A 17,783-nucleotide genomic window follows, 5' to 3' on the forward strand; every position below is an offset into this window, starting at 1 on the left:
TGATAACTAATTTTAACTTATTGTTTTATAATATTTTTATATAATGGTAATGAAAGAATTATAAGATTATTTATCGATAGACCTTGAAAATCGCGGCATAAGTGCTTATCTTAAGCAAACTGAAACAAGACAAACTAAGGAAAACAAAATGAGTGAAGTAGTACACGCAACCGATGCCAGCTTTGAAAGCGACGTTTTGCAATCCACTATCCCGGTGGTGTTGGACTTTTGGGCACCGTGGTGCGGACCATGTAAAATGATTGCCCCGATTCTGGACGATATCGCTGCAGAGTTAGACGGCAAAGTGAAAGTGGTCAAAATCAATGTTGATGAAAACCAACAAGTCGCAGCACAATTCGGTGTGCGTAGCATCCCGACATTGGTTATTTTCAACGAAGGCAAAGTGGCTGCAACTCAAGTCGGCGCATTACCAAAAAATCAATTGATCGCATTAATTGAAAAATCAGTTGCTTAATAAAAGGCATAGTAGACAAAAATGTGGCTGAAATCTCGCTTAATCCCTTATAGAATAAGGCGTTAAGTGAGATTTTTTAAAATGACCAAAAAATTGCTATTTCTGTGGTTCAGAACACATTAAAAAACACGGTAAAAATTCAGGCAAGCAACGCTATAAATGCTTGGATTGTTTACGGACATATTCTCACACAAATTACCTTCAATCCGCCCAAATCTGGCACGATTACACCGTCGGAAAACAGACGTATAAGCAGCTTGCGTTAACCTATGATTGTTCGGTCAGGACTATCCAAAGGCACCTGAAAAAAGCCCCTAAAACGCCACTCAGCACACCGCAAACCACAATGTTGAATCTTATTATGGATGTCACTTTTTTCGGGCGACAATTCGGCGTATTAGTCATAATGGATTCCCGCTCAAAAAAGGTGATTTACCACCAAATCGTTCGTACCGAAAAGGACATTTACTATACCAAAGCCATCAATCGATTGCGTAAAAAAGGATTTATTATTCAATCTATTACTTGCGATGGGCGACGGGGCTTATTGAAAGATATATTTAATACGCCAACCCAAATGTGCCAATTTCACCTTGTTGCAATGGTGATTCGCAAGCTGACGAGAAACCCTAAATCCGTTGCCGGAAAGGAACTGAAAACAATGGTTAAAACACTCAAGCAGAGTCACAAAAATGACTTTTATGTCCGTTTGCATCACTGGTTTTTGCAGCATAAAGCTTACTTAGAAGAACGGTCTGATATACCCGATAATCAGGGTAAATTTCCTTATAAACATCGCAAATTGAGAGGGGCTTATGCCAGTATTAAACGCTATATGGATTACTTGTTTGTCTTTGAAAAATACCCGGAGTTACGGATAGAAAAAACGACAAATCGGCTGGAAGGGCTGTTTAAGGATTTAAAGCAGAAATTATCCGTTCATAATGGACTAAACCGAAGGAATAAGATTATGTTTATACAGGATTTTTTGAGTAAAAAGAGTTGATTTTGATATGTTTAATAATCAAAACCAACCTTTTTATCCAATAGCGTATGTTGTCTAAAAAATTACCAATTTTTTGTCTACTATGGCAAACATAAAAATTTGCATACAAGTTTCATACGCGCATACTGTTTATAAGTATTCACTGCGCCATTTTTTTCGCCGCCGCTAAAAAGCCTTGTGCTGAGCGGTAGATTGCATCTTTGCCTTGCACCGTTAAAATCAGATCCGACAATTCACGGAATGCACCTTTTCCGCCGGATAACGTCAAAGTGCGGTCGGCGGCTTGTTTCACATAATCCGGCGCATCTGCCACCGCAGCCGAAAAGCCGCAAACCGCAAACGCGGGCAAATCGACACTGTCATCGCCGATATAGGCGGTTTGTTCCGCGCTAACACCGGCTTGCTGCATCAGTTGATGACAAGCGGTCTCTTTATCCAGCTTGCCCAATAAAAACAGCTCGATCCCCAAATCCGCAATCCGCTTGCGCAAAATCGCCGAGTCACGCCCCGACAACACCGCGACTTGAATTCCCGATTCGATCAACATCCGAATCCCCAAACCGTCGCGCACATGGAAACATTTCAACGCTTCGCCGTTGGCATCGTAATACAAGCTGCCATCGGTGAGCACACCGTCAATATCGGTGATCACCAGTTTAATATTGTTCAGTTTATTATTCATGTTAGCAGCGCCTTAATTAATAGGAGAACTCAAATAGACCGACGACTTTATCTTGATCCAATACGATCAATGAATGAATTTTATGCTGCCGCATATAATCCTCAGCTTGCCCCATATAGGTGTCTGCTTGAATGGTTTTCGGATTGGTTGACATAATATCAGTAGCAGTCAGGCGCATACATTTGATTCCTTTTGCCACAAAAGCGCGACGCACATCACCATCGGTAATAATACCCTTTAATTGCTCATTATCCATCACAATGGCAATCCCCATTCGCCCTTCGGTCATTTTCGCGACGCAGTCGGCAAACGGGGTGTCGAACGCGACGATTGGTAAGCGGGTTTGCATGACATCGCGCACTCGGCTGAGCAGACGCCGTCCTAAGCTGCCGCCGGGGTGGAAACGTGCAAAATCGGTCGGTTGGAAATCACGCGCTTTAATCAGTGCCACAGCAAGCGCATCAGCCAGCGCCAGTGTTACCAGTGCGGAAGTGGTCGGTGCGAGATTATTCGGGCAGGCTTCACGTTCGACCGAAATATCCAACAGATAATCCGCGTGTTTCGCCAAGGTGGATTCAGGGTTGCCGGTCATCGCGATAATTTGATTGCCAAAGGTTTTAAGGCTTGGGATCAACTTATTCACATCGTCGGTTTCGCCGCTGTAAGAAATCAAAATCACAATATCAATCGGCTTTAACATCCCCAAATCGCCGTGAAAGGCTTCGGTCGGGTGTAGGAAGAAGCTCGGTGTGCCGGTTGAAGCAAAGGTCGCCACCATTTTTTTACCGATTAATCCGGATTTGCCGATCCCCGCCACTACCAAACGCCCTTCGCAGTGTAAAATGGCATCGACGACGCGTGAAAATCGCGTACTGATGCGTTCACGCAGGCGGGCAATGCTTTGTTCTTCAATCAACAATGTTTCTTGGGCGATTTGGATATAATTCATAAAAACCTCAATAATTCAGGGCAGATGGCGCATTGTAACGCAATTTATTAATTTGGCGCTATCTTAATCCGCCAAATTTCGTTATACTGCGCGCCGAGTTGGTCAGGCAATCGCTGGTTTATTGAAGCCCTCAACCGTCGCAAGACGACCTAGGGGACAAGTAAACGAGAGGAAAGTCCGGGCTACATAGGGCAGGGTGCCGGGTAACGCCCGGGGGGCGCGAGCCTACGACCAGTGCAACAGAGAGCAAACCGCCGATGGCTTTTTAAGCACAGGTAAGGGTGAAAGGGTGCGGTAAGAGCGCACCGCGTGGGTGGCAACACTTCACGGCACGGTAAACTCCACTCGTAGCAAGACCAAATAGGAACTCAATGGGTGTGCCCGCTCAGAGTTCGGGTAGGTTGCTTGAGCGTTTGTGCAAATAAACGCCTAGAGGAATGATTGTCCACGACAGAACCCGGCTTACCGACCAACTCGCTTTTTTCCTTCCATACACTATAGCATAACCTAAGTGCGGTTTATCGGCAGGCAAGCCTAGGTTACAAACTGGCTAAGAACTGCTTATTCCTCAACAAACCGAATCAATCCCTCTTGTTGAGTCGTTGCAATCAAGCGTCCGTCGTGAGAAAAAATCTGTCCGCGTGCTAAGCCGCGGGCGGCGTAGGCGTTGTTGTTTTCCACCGCGTGCAGCAGCCACTGATTCAAATCAAACGGGCGGTGGAACCAAATCGCATGGTCGATGGTCGCGACTTTCATGCCTTTTTCCAAAAAGCCTTTTTTGTGCGGGTGAAGTGCGGTCAGCAGGCAGTGGAAATCAGAAAAATAGGCGAGTAGGCACTGATTAATTTTCAGATCGTCAGGTACTGTACCGTTGGCTTTGAACCAGGCATATTGTTCGGCAGGAAATTCACGCCCCTGAAACGGATTGTTGAGGTATTTACTGCGCACATCAAACGGGCGATCGGCGGTCAGTTTCTCTTTTACCGCCGGCGGTAAATAAGCGGCAACGGCACGTACAGCGTCTAACTCATTGATCAATTGATCAGGCGCTTCCACATTCGGCATGGGACTTTGGTGATCAAAGCCGTTTTCTAAGCTTTGAAAAGAGGCGGTGACATGGCAAATCGGTTCATTATGCTGAATCGCCTTGATTCGAAGTGCGGTGAAACTGCGTCCTTCGCGCAGAATTTCCTCATCATACAAAATCGGGTGTTGCGCATCGCCGCTGCGCAAAAAATAGGCGTGGCAGGAGTGTAAAATCCGATCCGCCGGTGCGACTTTCATGCCGGCTGCCAGCGCCTGTGCCACGACTTGTCCGCCAAACACCTGGCGCAATCCCAAATCGAGGCTTTGCCCGCGAAAGTAGTGGTCGTCAATGGTTTCCAGCGTTAATAAATCGATCAATTGATTGAGTACGGTTGACATGTTTTTGCCTTGTATAAAAGAAAATCATTTTTCGGTTATAGCAAAATCATCAATGAAAAACAACAGAATGGCGGATAAATCGCCGGTCGGTCGCCGCAAGTACACGGTTAAACTTGCAAAGGCGCGGCAATTGTAGGACAATGCACCGCACTTGACGGTTTTTCCGTCAATCCAATGGATTCCCTCTTGGTTCCTCGCAATGGTGTTTGGTTCACCGGGTCAGGTTCGGAAGAAAGCAGCCCAAGTCAAATTTCCGTGTGCCGAGATTAAGCTGGGAGGGAGTCCACCCAAATTTCCTTTCTTATTCAGATAATTAATCTTATTTTCTTTCGGTCAAATTCCATGGTTACGGCTTGATCTTTGATTTCAGGCGATTATAATCAAAATAACTTAGGTTATTATGTTTATTTTTCAATCTGGCAATCCGTGATCTCTTGCCTATCATTTGGTGGAGTACAGTATGAAAAAAGTCCTTTTTGTTTTACTGATAGCCGCATTAGTCGGCGCCGCAGTTTGGTTTACACAACAAGATTCAGAATCGAGTTATCCCGACATCGCCAGCGTGAACGGGCGCCTGGAATTGGCAAGAATGGATGTCGCCAGCCTGTATGCCGGACGAGTCGAATCGATAGCGGTTGCCGAGGGGCAAAGCATCGAAAAAAATGCGCTGTTGGCGGTGTTGTCCTCCAACACGGTGCAAGCGCAACTCAGTGCGGCACAAGCGCAACAAGCTCAAGCCGAGCAAGCGGTGAATCGTGCGCAAGCACAAATCGAAGCCCAACAACAGCAATTGAAAGTGGCAGAGATGGATCTGCAAAATGCCCAAAAAATGCGGCATGATAATCTCATTTCAAAATCAGAACTGGAAAAACGCCAAGCAGAACGCGACGCGGCAAATGCGGCATTGCAAGCGGTGATCGCGGCGAAACGCGAAGCCGAAGCCGGGGTGGCGCAGGCGAAAGCACAAGTCGAGCAAGCCAGTTCGGTTGATCAAGACATGGAAGTGCGGGCGCCGCAGGCAGGCAGAGTCGAATACAAAATTGCTGAGGTGGGCAATGTGATTCCAGCGGGCGGCAAAGTGGTCAGCTTGCTGAATTTGGATGATGTCAGCATGAACCTGTTTTTCTCCGCGCCGACGGTGAATAACATCGCCTTAAACAGCGAAGCGCGGATCGTGCTGGACGGCACCGACACCGTTTGGCCGGCAACGGTCAGCTATATCGCCGCCGATGCGCAATTTACTCCAAAATATGTTGAAACCGCAGAGGAGCGGGAAAAGCTGGTATTTAAAGTGAAACTGCAAATTTCGTCGCAACTTGCACAACAGTATTCCGACTATTTGCGCGGTGGCATGACCGGCAACGGTTATGTGCTAACTGATAAGAACGCCGAATGGCCTGAGGCATTGCAGCCTAAATTGCCGCAGTAGCGAATGAACGGTCAACGGGAAGGTGATTATGCAGACGGATTCTCAACCCCAAGCCGTAAAGCTGGAAAATGTTTCTCACCACTACAAACAATTACAAGCGCTGGATAGCGTTTCCTTCAGCTTGCCGCAAGGACAAACAATCGGGCTGATCGGCCCTGACGGTGTCGGTAAATCGACGCTGCTTTCGTTGATCGCCGGGGTCAAAATCATTCAGCAGGGCACGGTCGAAGTGCTGGGCTTGGATCAAGCCGATGCGAAACAACGCCACGAATTGTCTACCAAAGTCGCTTTTATGCCGCAAGGGCTGGGCAAAAATCTGTATCCTACCTTATCGATCAATGAAAATATTGACTTCCACGCTCGACTGTTTGGTTTAGATCGTAAACAGCGCAAACAACGGATCTCGCGTCTGCTGAAAGCCACCGGCTTAGAACCGTTTCGTCAACGGGCGGCGGGCAAACTCTCAGGCGGCATGAAGCAAAAACTCAGTCTGTGCTGTGCCTTAGTGCACAATCCGCAATTATTAATTTTAGACGAACCGACCACCGGTGTCGATCCGCTGTCGCGCCGTCAATTTTGGGCGTTGGTGAATGAACTGCGAGAAGAAAACTCTGAGATGACGGTGATTGTTGCTACTGCATATATTGATGAGGCGGAGCAGTTCGATCATTTGTTGGCGATGGATGATGGTAAACTACTGGTTAATAAACCGACTAAAACTGTGTTGCAACAATCGGAAAGCGAAACGCTGGAGCAGGCGTATATCAAGCTGTTGCCGAAAGACAAGCAAACCGACTGGGACGATTCGCAAATACCACACTTTGAGCCTGAAAAAGATTCGCCGACGGCGATTGAAGCGGAAAATCTGAGTAAAAAATTCGGCGATTTTACTGCGGTTGATAATGTCAGTTTCAGCATTGCGCGCGGCGAAATTTTTGGTTTTCTCGGCTCGAACGGCTGTGGCAAAAGCACCACGATGAAAATGCTGACCGGATTGCTGGACGCCACCTCCGGGCGCGCCGAATTATTAGGCTCGCCGGTGGACGCCAGCGATATGCAAACTCGCAAGCGGGTCGGGTATATGTCGCAATCCTTCTCGTTATATGAAGAATTAAGTGTGCGACAAAATTTGGTGTTGCACGCCAAATTGTATCAATTGGAAGGAAAGCAGGGCGAAGATGCGGTGAACGAAGCGCTGGAGCAATTCGAATTGCACTCGGTGGCAGAGAGCAAGCCGACCGCACTTTCGCTCGGCGTGCGCCAACGGTTGCAACTTGCCGCCGCCTGTTTGCATCACCCTGAAGTGTTGATTTTAGACGAACCGACTTCCGGGGTTGATCCCGCGGCGCGTGATATGTTTTGGCAATATTTACTTAAATTATCACGCGACGATCGGATCACGATTTTTGTTTCCACCCATTTTATGAACGAAGCCCAGCGCTGCGATCGGATTTCGTTGATGGATCGCGGCAAAGTGTTGGCGGTCGGCACGCCGGAAGCGTTACAACAGCAAAAAAAGGCGGACACGCTGGAGCAAGCCTTTATCCTGTTTTTAGAAGAACAAGAAAAGCAACAGCAGCAAAAACAACAAGCGGAATCATCGTCTGACGACGAAGACAGCACGCCGTCGGCAGCAACTGCGACTGAAAACTTACAGCTTTCTTTCGGGCTGCGTTATTGGTTTAACATTATTTGGACCTTTGCGATTCGAGAGGGCAAGGAGCTGTTGCGTGATCGGATCCGGCTGCTGTTTGCGGTTTTTGGACCGGTGATTCTGCTGTTGGCGGGAAGCTGGGGAATTTCGTTTGATGTCAGCAACCTTAAATTTGCGGTGTGGGATCAAGATAAAAGTTATCAAAGCCGACAGTTGGTCGAACAATTCTCGGCATCCGGCTATTTTGAGCTGCTGGAGCAAGCGCCGGATCGGCAGCGGCTTTCCACTTTATTAAAGAGCGGTCAGGCGCGGCTGGCGATCGAAGTGCCACCAAATTTCGGGCGCGATTTATTGAAGCAGCGCAAACCGCAAGTTGCTTTGTATGTTGACGGCTCCATGCCGTTTACCGGGGAGAATATCGTCGGTTATGCACAGGGAATCATGCTGCAATATGTACAGCAATTCTACCGCCAACAGGGCATCAGCTTAAACCCGTCGTATGATCTGGAAGTGCGGTTTATGTATAACCAAGCGTTTAAAAGTGTGAATGCGATTTCGCCGGGATTGATTATGCTGACGCTGATGATGGTTCCGGGTATGATGACCGCACTTGGCGTGGTGCGGGAAAAAGAGATCGGCTCGATCACCAATCTGTACGCCTCGCCGGCGTCGGTCAGCCAATATTTATTGGGCAAACAGCTACCGTATGTCGGGTTGTCGCTGCTCAGCTATCTGGTGTTGATCTTTTTAGCGGTCGTGGTGGTCGGCGTGCCGTTGAAAGGCTCGTTTTGGGCAATGAGTCTTGGCGCGTTGGGCTTGATCTTAGCGTCCACCGCGTTCGGTTTGCTGATTTCCGCTTTTGTACAATCGCAAGTCGCGGCGATTTTCGGCTCGGCGATTATCAGCATGGTGCCGGCGGTCAGTTTCTCCGGCTTTCTGTATCCGATGTCAACTTTAGTTGGCGCAGGGTATTGGATCGGCTGGAGCTTCCCGACCAGTTGGTATAATTTGATTAGCCTCGGCGCTTTCACCAAAGGCTTGGGCTTTGCCAGCTTCATTCATCTGTATGGCGTGTTATTGCTGTTCTTTGTGATTTATCTGTCCGCCGCCAGCTTGTTATTGAAAAAGCAGGAGAAATAGTATGCAGTGGTTAAAAAATGTTTATTATTTGTCCATTAAAGAATTGCGCAGCCTGTTTAGCGATGTCACGCTGATCGGGCTGGTGGTGATTATGTTCACTTTCACTATTTATTCGATCGGAAAAAGCGTGACCACCGAAGTGAAAAACGCCTCGGTGGCGGTTTTCGATCAGGATCATTCAACCTTGTCTTATCAACTGCGCGATGCGATTTTGCCGCCTTATTTCAAACAGGTGGTGGAAATTGAATACGACCAAATTGACGCCACCATGGACAGCGGCGAATATATTTTTGTGCTGACGATTCCACCGAATTTTGCCTCGGAATTATTGGCGGGCAAACAGCCGCAATTGCAATTGTTGGTTGATGCTACCGCCATGACGCAGGCGGGGGTCGGTGCGAATTATCTGACTCAAATCATCAGCCGACAAATCAGCCAATTTTTGGGCGAGCCGAACAGCGAGGCAATGCTGCCGTTTGAGCCGGTGATCAACGTGTTATTCAACAGCAATCTGTTAACCGAATGGTTTATGCCGACTACTCAAATTACCGGTAATTCCAGCTTGCTGGCGCTGATTTTGGTCGGGGCGGCGGTGATCCGCGAGCGTGAACATGGCACAATTGAGCATTTATTGGTGATGCCGGTCACTGCCAGCGAAATCGCATTTTCTAAAATTTTGGCAAACAGCTTGGTGATTCTGGTGGCGGCGATGTTGTCGCTCTATTTTGTGGTGCACAAAATGATCGGTGCGCCGATCAACGGCTCGATCTGGCTGTTTGCGTTTAGTGAGGCGATCTATCTGTTTTCAGTGGCGGGATTGGGGCTGTTTTTGGCGACTCAGGCGCCAACCATGCCGCAATTCAGCCTGTTATGTTTGCCGGTGTATATCGTGTTGTATTTATTATCCGGCGGCACGTCGCCGTTTGAGAGTATGCCGCCGCTGGTGCAAAATATTATGCTGTTTTCTCCGCTTACTCAATTTGTTGCGATCAGCCAAGATGTGTTATTCCGCGGCGCCGGTTGGGAAACCATTTGGCATCGGCTGGTGATCATGGCAATTATGGGCGCGGCGTTTGTCACCTTGGCGATTGTCCGTTTTCGTTCCATGCTGGCACGGCAGAATTAGAGGAGCTATCGTATGCAAAAGCGTTATTGGATGTTAACCGCACTTCCCCTACTGTTAAGTGCTTGTAGCAACACCGAAGTGGCACTGGACTCAAATGTCACGCTGCCGCCGCAGTATCAACAGACTGCGCAAGCGCAAGGCGAGCAGCAAATCAGCCGTTGGTGGCGCCAATGGCGCGATCCGCAGCTGATCCGCTTGATTGAACAGGGCTTGGCGAGCAATTTGGACTTGGCAATGGCGCACAGCCGCTTGCAAGAAGCACGCGCTATTTCGACGTTGGCAGGAGCGGAATTAGCACCACAAGTTGGCGCTAGCGGTACGCTTGGCGGGCAGCGGATTGAAATTGAAAATAATTTACCGGCGGCGCGCCAAGTGCTGGGCGACGAATTTTCAAATAAAGGTTATGCGCTAATGGGTGGAGTCGCTGCCTCTTGGGAGCCGGATATTTTCGGACAAAAACGTAGCGATGCCGATGCCGCCGGTTATGCCGAATTAGGCGCACAAGAGCGGGTTTACGGCACGCAAATGCTGGTCGCCAGTGACATTGCCGACAGCTATTTGCAGGCGCAAAACGTGTTGCACCAGCGCCAACTATTAGACCGCACTTTGAACACATTACAACAATTGCAGCGCTATATTGACGGGCGCTTCCAAGCGGGGCAGGTGAACGCTTACGAAGTTAACGAAATTGCGGCGAAAATCGAAGCGCTAAAAGCACAACAAAGCGGCTTACAAGCGCAGTTTGACGCCCAACAACGCAAAATAGCGGTGCTTATCGGGCAAGTGCCGCAGAGTTTTAAACTGGATGTTAAACAGATGCGCCAAGCCGATGTGTTACACAACCTACCGCAACCGCCACGCGGGCAGCAACCGAGCGGCTTGTTGGCGCAGCGTCCGGATATTCGTGCGAATGCTGCGGCAGTGCAGGCGTATGCCGCGAAATTGGCAAGCGCCAAGGCGGATTTATTGCCGCGTTTTGACATTCAATTTTTGTGGCAAACCGGACGGATTGAATTAGACGGTGATTTGCCGCCGCTGAAAGGTTGGGGCGGGCTGGCAAGTATTGGCGTGCAGTTGCCGATTTTCACCGCCGGACGAATTCAGGCGAATATTCAGGCGGCCGACGCTCGGCTGCAGACCGCACTTTTGCAATATGATCAATCGGTGCTAAAAGCGTTGTCTGAAGTTGACAGCAGCTACCAAGCGCAATTTGCACTGAGCAATCAAAGCCGACAGCTGGATCGCGCGCGCCAAAAAGCGCAGCGCCAAGCGCAGGATTCGGAAAAACTGTTCCGCTATGGCGACAAAACCCTCGACGTTGCGCTGCGCGCGCGTTTGCAGGAGTTGGAATATCGGCAGCAGCTGCTGCAAGTGCGGTTAGCCGCCGGGCAAAATCTGCTGAATTTGTATAAAGCGATTGGCGGCGGTTGGCAAGCGAACTAAAACATTATGATCGCTATCACAATAATAGGGCGAAAATCCGGGGTTGAATCAAAATAAAGCCGGATTCGATTTGCTCAATGCGCCACAATTGATTAGAATGCCAACTTCTTGTCGTCGTCCTTACCGGTGGGGTTTGTGGGCGACGATTTTATTTTATCTCAAGGATTTATAAAAAACCTACCCAAAAGAGGTAGCATTTTCCTGTATGGCAATATTGGCACTTGGCATTAACCACAAAACCGCCTCGGTAGAGCTGCGTGAAAAGGTCGCTTTCAGTGATGAAAAGCGGCTTTTGGCTTTGCAGCAGATTCAGCAAAGCGAATTGGCGGAAAGTGCGGTGGTGCTGTCCACCTGCAACCGCACCGAGCTGTATTTGCATAATCGTCAAATTTCGCCGCAAGAGGAGAGTGAGCAAAACCGTCACTGGATTGAACGCGTGGTGCAGTGGTTTGTGCAGTTTCACGGATTGAATCAAGAGCAGCTGCAAGCCAACCTTTATCTGGCGCAAAATTCCGCGGCAACGCAACACTTAATGCGAGTGGCGTGTGGGCTGGATTCGTTGATTTTAGGCGAGCCGCAAATCTTGGGACAGGTGAAACAAGCCTATCAAGCCAGCGAAAATGTGTATCAACAAAATTTAAGCGGCGAATTTTCCCGCCTGTTCCAAAAAACTTTCGCCACTGCCAAACGCGTGCGCAGTGAAACCGACATCGGCGGAAGTGCGGTTTCGGTGGCATACGCGGCAACCAGCCTGGCAAAACAGATTTTCGATTCACTGCAACCGCTGACGATTTTGTTGGTCGGCGCAGGCGAAACCATTGAGCTGGTCAGCCGCTATCTGTTTCAGCAAGGCGCAGAAAAAATCATTATCGCCAACCGCACTTTGAGCCGCGCCGAAGCGCTGAGCGAGCGAGTGGGCGCGATGGAGTTACTGCCGTTGGAACACCTGCAACAAGGCTTGAACCGTGCGGATATTGTGATCAGCTCCACCGCCAGCGATCAGCCTCTGATTACGCAAAGCATGGTGAAACAGGCGCAAAAACAGCGCAAGAACCGTTCAATGCTAATTATTGATATTGCCGTGCCGCGCGATGTGGAAGAGCAAGTCGCTGAGGTGGACGGGGTTTATCACTACAGCGTTGACGATCTGCAACACATCATTCAGCACAATTTAGCGCAACGCCAAAAAGCCTCGGAACAGGCGGAACAGATTATTCAACAAGAAAGCCGTGATTTTTTCCAATGGTTGAAGCTGCACCAATCCTCGAATTTGATCCGCAAATATCGCGATCAAGCCGAACAAACGCGGCAAGAGCTACTGAGTAAGGCGTTGACCGCACTTCAACAAGGGCAGGATCAGGAAAAAATTCTGCAAGAGTTAAGCTACAAACTCACCAACCGTTTATTGCATGCCCCGACCCAAGCGATTCAAGGCTTGGTGAAATCCGGCGACAGTCAAGGGTTACAACACTTCTCAACCGCACTTGGGCTGACAGCCGACAGCGAGCAAAACGCCGAACATTAGCGGCGCGGATTGGCATTAGCCTATTTCCTTGATTTCAGATAAAATACCCCTATTACGTTTCAACTTGTTTCAAAAGGAAAACCATGAAACCGTCAATTATCAGCAAACTGGAAAATTTACAAGAACGCTACGAGGAGCTGCAAGCGCTGCTTGGCGATCCGAGCGTGATTAACGATCAAGATAAATTCAGAGCCTACTCAAAAGAATACGCACAACTGGAAGATGTGGTGCAGTGTTTTGCCAAATGGACGAAACTACAAAGTGATCTGGAAGAAGCGCAAATGCTGCTCGACGATCCGAGTATGCGCGAAATGGCGTTGGAGGAGATCGAGGAATCCAGAGGCATGATCGAACATTTGGAACAGCAGCTGCAAGTGCTGTTGTTGCCGAAAGATCCGAACGACGAATACAACTGCTTCCTTGAAATTCGTGCCGGAACCGGCGGCGATGAGGCTGGGATTTTCAGCGGCGATCTGTTCCGGATGTACAGCCGTTATGCCGAGATCAAACGCTGGCGGGTAGAAATGATGAGTGCCAACGAAAGCGAGCAAGGCGGCTATAAAGAAGTGATCGTCAAAATCAGCGGCGACGGCGTGTACGGACAGCTGAAATTTGAATCCGGCGGGCATCGGGTGCAGCGTGTGCCGAAAACCGAATCACAAGGGCGGATTCACACTTCCGCTTGTACCGTAGCAGTGATGCCGGAATTGCCGGAATCGGAATTGCCGGAAATCAACCCAGCCGATCTGAAAATTGATACCTATCGCTCATCGGGCGCGGGCGGACAGCACGTTAATACCACCGATTCAGCGGTGCGGATCACCCACTTGCCGACGGGCATTGTGGTGGAGTGCCAAGACGAACGCTCACAACACAAAAACAAAGCCAAAGCAATGTCGGTGTTGGCAGCACGGATCGTACAAGCAGAAGAAGAGCGTCGTGCAGCGGAGGTGTCGAGCACCCGCCGCAATTTATTGGGCAGCGGCGATCGTTCCGATAAGATCCGCACTTACAATTATCCGCAAGGGCGAGTGACTGATCATCGCATTAACTTGACGTTATATCGCTTAGATGAAGTGATGAACGGCAAAATGGAAGAGCTGATTCAGCCGATTATCACCGAATACCAAGCGGATCAGCTGGCAGCACTGTCAGAGGGAAATTAATGCCGAGACGAGTCAGCAACAGAGACGGATTAACATTGGTTTGTCGGCGAGGATTGGCTTTTTTGACCGATTGCCTGCTTTATCCGTTATTGTGTATGTTGATTCTACAACTATTATTGATTTTCCCGCTGATTGCCGATTTCGAGCAAGGTGGGATGGAAAGTATTTTGACCGTGCTGTATTTGGGATTACCGGTTGCGATTGCAATACAATTGCAGTTTCTGCTAAGCAGTGGCAAAACCTTGGGAAAATTTTTGTGGAAGCTCCGCGTAGTGAATGCCGAGAACGGACAATCTCTTAGCCGCAGCAAAGTGCTGGTGCGTGAACTGGTGGCATTTGTGCTGTTGATTATCGGCTCGGTTGTGACTTTGGCGCTGAATATCATTTTGGTGCTGCAAGATGCCGAACAGCGCCGCTCACTTTGTGATCGAATTATGAAAACGCAAATTATTGACGCCTGCCGTTTAGGATAATAACCATGTTAGTTGAAAACCCGCGCGCAAAAAAGCGAAACGGCAAACCTGCCGCTTCGCAGTTAGAATTAGGAAACGGATCATATAATGCCGCAGTGGCAGAGCACATGAAACCGCTGCAATTGGCGGGCGGTTGTCGCCGTTTTTTAGCGGTTTTCGTTAATCTGCTGTTTTATTTTATTTCGGTGATTATCATCGCCAACCTCTTTGGTGAAGGCGCTCATGTCGGCATCGGTTCGTTATCATTTTGCCTGTTAACCCAATGGTTTCTCATGGCACGCTATTCACAAACATTGGGTAAAAAATTGTTCGGCATTCGCGTGGTCGATGCCAACACGCTGAATAATTTACCGTTTGGGCGCTATCTGCTGCGCGAACTGATCGACTGTTTGATTTACCTTATTTTTAGTGTCGGTGCGCTGCTGTCTTTTCTTTTGGCGATACGGCGCGGATACATCGAAACCCGCGGCAGCGGCATCACCAATTCACTGTTAATTAGAAGCTGATCTGCAATGACTTATCAACAATGGCTCGAGCAGGCGCTAACTTTGCTTGCTAACGCGGAAAGCCCAAGAATAGACAGCCAGTTATTATTACAACGGGTGACCGGTAAAAGTCGGGCGGCAATTTTGGCGTTCGGCGAAACCGTCCTGACGGCGTCGGAACAGCAGCAATTGACCGCACTTTTACAACGGCGGATCGATGGTGAACCGATGGCGTATATTTTTGGGGAAAAAGCTTTCTGGTCGTTGAGCTTGGAAGTTTCGCCGGAGACCTTAATCCCGCGTCCGGACACCGAAATACTGGTGGAGCGCGCGCTGGCAATTGTCGAACAGCGCCTTGCTTCACCGCACTTTGACGGCGAATTGGCGATTTTGGATCTGGGCACCGGAACCGGCGCTATCGCGCTGGCATTGGCGAGCGAATTAAAACCGCGGCTTGCCAAGTGCGGTGGGCGGCTGAAAGTGCTGGGTGTGGATTTTGTTGCCGGAGCAGTGACATTGGCGCGGCGCAACGGCGTGCGCAACCGACTGCCGGAGGTGGAATTTGCACAAAGCGACTGGTTCAGCCAAATCGGTGCGCAAAAGTTTGATATAATCGTCAGCAATCCGCCGTATATTGATCCGCTTGATCAACATTTATCACAAGGCGATCTGCGCTTTGAACCGCACTCCGCACTGGTGGCGAATGAAAACGGCTACGCGGATTTGCGCCGGATCATCGAACAAGCGCCGCAATATTTAAAACCGCAAGGCTGGCTATCACTGGAACACGGCTGGCAGCAAGGGCAGCAAGTGCGGTCGCTTTTTCAACAATACGACTGGCAGCATATTGAGACTGTCAACGATTACGGTAATAATGAACGGGTTAGTTTAGCGAATTTAGTAACTTAAAAAAGAGATAACAAGATGACAGTAGAACTTTCACCTTGCGAATTAAGCGAGGAGCAACGCAAGCTGCAAAAAGCCTTGTTGGTGCAGATGGTTGAAGTATATAAAGTGATTTCAACCGAAGACAAAACCGCCAGTATTTGGGGGCAGCTCGGACACTTGGTGCGCAAAGCGCGTCTTGCGGTGGATAAACAACAAACCGTTCGTGAACAAATCAGCCAATTATTGCAACTGGTCTATCGCGAATGGGGTTTTCACTGTGATCCGGACACCCATTTTAATGCCGACAGTATGCTGATTAATCAAATTTTGCAGCGTCATCAAGGTTCGGCACTGAGCTTGGGCGCGCTGGTGCTGTATTTGGCGGAAAGCCTGAGTTTGCCGCTGTTTCCGGTCAATTTCCCGACTCAGTTGGTGCTGCGCAGCGATCTCAACGGCGAAACCATTTTCATCAACCCGTGGGACGGCGAGTTTCTGACACAAGATACGCTGGATAAATGGATTGAAGGCTATATCGGCTTCGGCGAGGAGCCGGAGGAACACGATTTGAGCGTTGCCGAAGGCGAACAAATCACCACATATCTGGTGCAATATATTAAAAATGCGCTGATGCGCGAAGATCGCCACGATGAATCGCTGCGTCTGATTGCATGGTGTTTGAGCAAAAAACCGGAAGATCCGTATGAAATCCGCGATCGCGGCTTGGTGTATTCCAGCATGAACTGCGTTCACTTGGCGCTGCCGGATTTTGATTATTTCGTCACCTGTTGCCCGGACGATCACACTTCGGATCTGTTGCGCGATCAACTGATGGGTGCGATGGTGGCGGAGTATTCGATTCACTAGTTTTCAACTGCGGTTGCGGAACATCGCCGCAACTTTTTATTGTCATTTCAACGAAATAAGCGAGTAGCCTATGTTAAAAATTGTACATTTAGACAGCAGTTCTTTACCGAAACACATTCCGATTCCTCGCCCGAATATCGAACATCAATGGACGGCGTATGAAGCGACCGATCCGGAGCAAACTCTTGAGCGCTTGCAAGGCGCAGATGTGGCGGTTACCAACAAAGTGGTGATCACTCGTGAATTAATGCAACAGCTGCCGGATCTGAAACTGATTGCAGTCACCGCCACCGGCACCAATAACGTCGATTTAGACGCAGCAAAAGCGTTAGGCATTACGGTCAAAAATGTCGCCGGTTATTCCTCGGTTTGTGTGCCGGAACACGTTATCGGCATGATTTTTGCGTTAAAACACAGTTTAATGGGCTGGTATCGCGATCAACTGACTGACCGTTGGGTGGAAAATAAACAATTCTGCTATTTTGATTATCCGTTGACCGACGTGCGCAATTCGGTGCTGGGCGTATTCGGCAAGGGCAACTTGGGCAGCGAAGTAGGGCGTTTAGCCAGCGCAGTCGGCATGAAAGTGCTGTATGCCGAACATAAAGATGCCACCGACTGTCGTGAAGGTTATACCCCGTTTGACGAGGTGTTGGCACAGGCGGATTTCATCAGCCTGCATTGCCCGCTGACCCCGACCACACAAAACTTGATCAACCGCGAAACCTTGGCAAAAACCAAAAAAGGCGCGTTTTTGATCAACACCGGACGCGGTCCGTTAGTTGATGAAAATGCATTGGTTGAAGCGTTAAACAGCGGTCATTTAGGTGGCGCGGCAATTGATGTGATGATCAAAGAGCCACCTGAAAAAGGCAACGTATTAATGGAAGCGGCAAAAACCATGCCGAACTTGTTGATCACTCCACATATCGCATGGGCGGCAGATTCCGCCGTGGAAATTCTGGTCGGCAAAGTGCGGGATAATATCGAGCAATTTGCGGCAAGTTTGAAATAAACCGGCATAAACGGTAACACAGGCGGATTTTTCCGCCT

At 49.1% G+C, this 17,783-nt stretch carries 16 protein-coding genes and 2 other RNA genes; 15 read left to right on the forward strand and 3 right to left on the reverse strand.

The window, feature by feature from the left end; all coding sequences use genetic code 11:
• Positions 1-97: 97 nt before the first annotated feature.
• Positions 98-475, forward strand: a complete 378-nt coding sequence (gene trxA, locus ACUHGC_RS06760; protein WP_446834862.1) for a thioredoxin — start codon at positions 98-100, stop codon at positions 473-475.
• Between the two features lie 118 nt (positions 476-593).
• Positions 594-1,481, forward strand: coding sequence for an IS256 family transposase, variant Zn-binding type (locus tag ACUHGC_RS06765; protein ID WP_446834863.1), 888 nt, complete (start codon positions 594-596; stop codon positions 1,479-1,481).
• A gap of 139 nt (positions 1,482-1,620) precedes the next feature.
• On the opposite strand, the gene ACUHGC_RS06770 is transcribed toward ACUHGC_RS06765, so the two are convergent.
• Together ACUHGC_RS06770 and ACUHGC_RS06775 are read right to left on the reverse strand one after the other, a co-directional pair.
• Positions 1,621-2,163, reverse strand: a complete 543-nt coding sequence (locus ACUHGC_RS06770; RefSeq protein WP_446832595.1) for a KdsC family phosphatase — start codon at positions 2,161-2,163, stop codon at positions 1,621-1,623.
• Between the two features lie 16 nt (positions 2,164-2,179).
• Entirely contained in the window at positions 2,180-3,112 is a 933-nt protein-coding gene (locus ACUHGC_RS06775) for a KpsF/GutQ family sugar-phosphate isomerase (RefSeq protein WP_446832596.1), read from the reverse strand.
• A gap of 94 nt (positions 3,113-3,206) precedes the next feature.
• Here ACUHGC_RS06775 and rnpB point away from each other — a divergent pair.
• Positions 3,207-3,593: RNase P RNA component class A (gene rnpB, locus ACUHGC_RS06780), an RNA gene on the forward strand.
• 80 nt (positions 3,594-3,673) lie between these two features.
• On the opposite strand, the gene tesB is transcribed toward rnpB, so the two are convergent.
• Complete coding sequence (gene tesB, locus ACUHGC_RS06785) at positions 3,674-4,537, reverse strand: acyl-CoA thioesterase II (protein WP_446832597.1); 864 nt, start codon at positions 4,535-4,537, stop codon at positions 3,674-3,676.
• Between the two features lie 184 nt (positions 4,538-4,721).
• On the opposite strand from tesB, the gene ffs reads away from it, so the two are divergent.
• From ffs to ACUHGC_RS06845, 12 genes are all read left to right on the forward strand, one after another.
• Positions 4,722-4,817: signal recognition particle sRNA small type (ffs, locus tag ACUHGC_RS06790), an RNA gene on the forward strand.
• A 180-nt stretch (positions 4,818-4,997) separates the two neighbouring features.
• Positions 4,998-5,966 carry an HlyD family secretion protein gene (locus tag ACUHGC_RS06795; protein ID WP_446832598.1) on the forward strand — a complete coding sequence of 323 codons (969 nt, stop codon included), beginning with the start codon at positions 4,998-5,000 and terminating at the stop codon, positions 5,964-5,966.
• Positions 5,967-5,994: 28 nt separating this feature from the next.
• Positions 5,995-8,760 carry a ribosome-associated ATPase/putative transporter RbbA gene (gene rbbA / locus ACUHGC_RS06800; RefSeq protein WP_446832599.1) on the forward strand — a complete coding sequence of 922 codons (2,766 nt, stop codon included), beginning with the start codon at positions 5,995-5,997 and terminating at the stop codon, positions 8,758-8,760.
• A gap of 1 nt (position 8,761) precedes the next feature.
• Positions 8,762-9,886, forward strand: a complete 1,125-nt coding sequence (locus ACUHGC_RS06805) for an ABC-2 transporter permease (RefSeq protein WP_446832600.1) — start codon at positions 8,762-8,764, stop codon at positions 9,884-9,886.
• Between the two features lie 12 nt (positions 9,887-9,898).
• On the forward strand, positions 9,899-11,329 hold the full coding sequence (locus tag ACUHGC_RS06810) for an efflux transporter outer membrane subunit (protein WP_446832601.1): 1,431 nt from the start codon (positions 9,899-9,901) through the stop codon (positions 11,327-11,329).
• Between the two features lie 205 nt (positions 11,330-11,534).
• Positions 11,535-12,854 (forward strand): glutamyl-tRNA reductase, encoded by a 1,320-nt coding sequence (hemA, locus tag ACUHGC_RS06815; RefSeq protein ID WP_446832602.1) that lies wholly within the window; start codon positions 11,535-11,537, stop codon positions 12,852-12,854.
• A gap of 83 nt (positions 12,855-12,937) precedes the next feature.
• On the forward strand, positions 12,938-14,020 hold the full coding sequence (prfA, locus tag ACUHGC_RS06820; protein WP_446832603.1) for a peptide chain release factor 1: 1,083 nt from the start codon (positions 12,938-12,940) through the stop codon (positions 14,018-14,020).
• Complete coding sequence (locus ACUHGC_RS06825) at positions 14,020-14,493, forward strand: RDD family protein (protein ID WP_446832604.1); 474 nt, start codon at positions 14,020-14,022, stop codon at positions 14,491-14,493. The genes prfA and ACUHGC_RS06825 overlap by 1 nt, the downstream gene beginning before the upstream one ends.
• A gap of 5 nt (positions 14,494-14,498) precedes the next feature.
• Positions 14,499-14,999, forward strand: coding sequence for an RDD family protein (locus ACUHGC_RS06830; protein ID WP_446832605.1), 501 nt, complete (start codon positions 14,499-14,501; stop codon positions 14,997-14,999).
• A gap of 6 nt (positions 15,000-15,005) precedes the next feature.
• Entirely contained in the window at positions 15,006-15,887 is an 882-nt protein-coding gene (prmC, locus tag ACUHGC_RS06835; RefSeq protein ID WP_446832606.1) for a peptide chain release factor N(5)-glutamine methyltransferase, read from the forward strand.
• Between the two features lie 15 nt (positions 15,888-15,902).
• Complete coding sequence (locus tag ACUHGC_RS06840) at positions 15,903-16,730, forward strand: SirB1 family protein (RefSeq protein WP_446832607.1); 828 nt, start codon at positions 15,903-15,905, stop codon at positions 16,728-16,730.
• A gap of 70 nt (positions 16,731-16,800) precedes the next feature.
• Positions 16,801-17,745 (forward strand): 2-hydroxyacid dehydrogenase, encoded by a 945-nt coding sequence (locus ACUHGC_RS06845; protein ID WP_446832608.1) that lies wholly within the window; start codon positions 16,801-16,803, stop codon positions 17,743-17,745.
• Positions 17,746-17,783 lie beyond the last annotated feature (38 nt).

Source organism: Testudinibacter sp. P27/CKL/0425 (assembly GCF_052931395.1).

Excerpts from the sequence above, each read along its gene's own strand:
- ACUHGC_RS06840 (WP_446832607.1), top strand. The coding sequence starts at position 15,903 with ATGACAGTAGAACTTTCACCTTGCGAATTAAGCGAGGAGCAACGCAAG.
- hemA (WP_446832602.1), top strand. The coding sequence starts at position 11,535 with ATGGCAATATTGGCACTTGGCATTAACCACAAAACCGCCTCGGTAGAG.
- ACUHGC_RS06770 (WP_446832595.1), bottom strand. The coding sequence starts at position 2,163 with ATGAATAATAAACTGAACAATATTAAACTGGTGATCACCGATATTGAC.
- ACUHGC_RS06830 (WP_446832605.1), top strand. The coding sequence starts at position 14,499 with ATGTTAGTTGAAAACCCGCGCGCAAAAAAGCGAAACGGCAAACCTGCC.
- ACUHGC_RS06810 (WP_446832601.1), top strand. The coding sequence starts at position 9,899 with ATGCAAAAGCGTTATTGGATGTTAACCGCACTTCCCCTACTGTTAAGT.
- ACUHGC_RS06825 (WP_446832604.1), top strand. The coding sequence starts at position 14,020 with ATGCCGAGACGAGTCAGCAACAGAGACGGATTAACATTGGTTTGTCGG.
- ACUHGC_RS06795 (WP_446832598.1), top strand. The coding sequence starts at position 4,998 with ATGAAAAAAGTCCTTTTTGTTTTACTGATAGCCGCATTAGTCGGCGCC.
- ACUHGC_RS06845 (WP_446832608.1), top strand. The coding sequence starts at position 16,801 with ATGTTAAAAATTGTACATTTAGACAGCAGTTCTTTACCGAAACACATT.
- tesB (WP_446832597.1), bottom strand. The coding sequence starts at position 4,537 with ATGTCAACCGTACTCAATCAATTGATCGATTTATTAACGCTGGAAACC.
- rbbA (WP_446832599.1), top strand. The coding sequence starts at position 5,995 with ATGCAGACGGATTCTCAACCCCAAGCCGTAAAGCTGGAAAATGTTTCT.
- ACUHGC_RS06775 (WP_446832596.1), bottom strand. The coding sequence starts at position 3,112 with ATGAATTATATCCAAATCGCCCAAGAAACATTGTTGATTGAAGAACAA.
- prfA (WP_446832603.1), top strand. The coding sequence starts at position 12,938 with ATGAAACCGTCAATTATCAGCAAACTGGAAAATTTACAAGAACGCTAC.
- ACUHGC_RS06805 (WP_446832600.1), top strand. The coding sequence starts at position 8,762 with ATGCAGTGGTTAAAAAATGTTTATTATTTGTCCATTAAAGAATTGCGC.
- prmC (WP_446832606.1), top strand. The coding sequence starts at position 15,006 with ATGACTTATCAACAATGGCTCGAGCAGGCGCTAACTTTGCTTGCTAAC.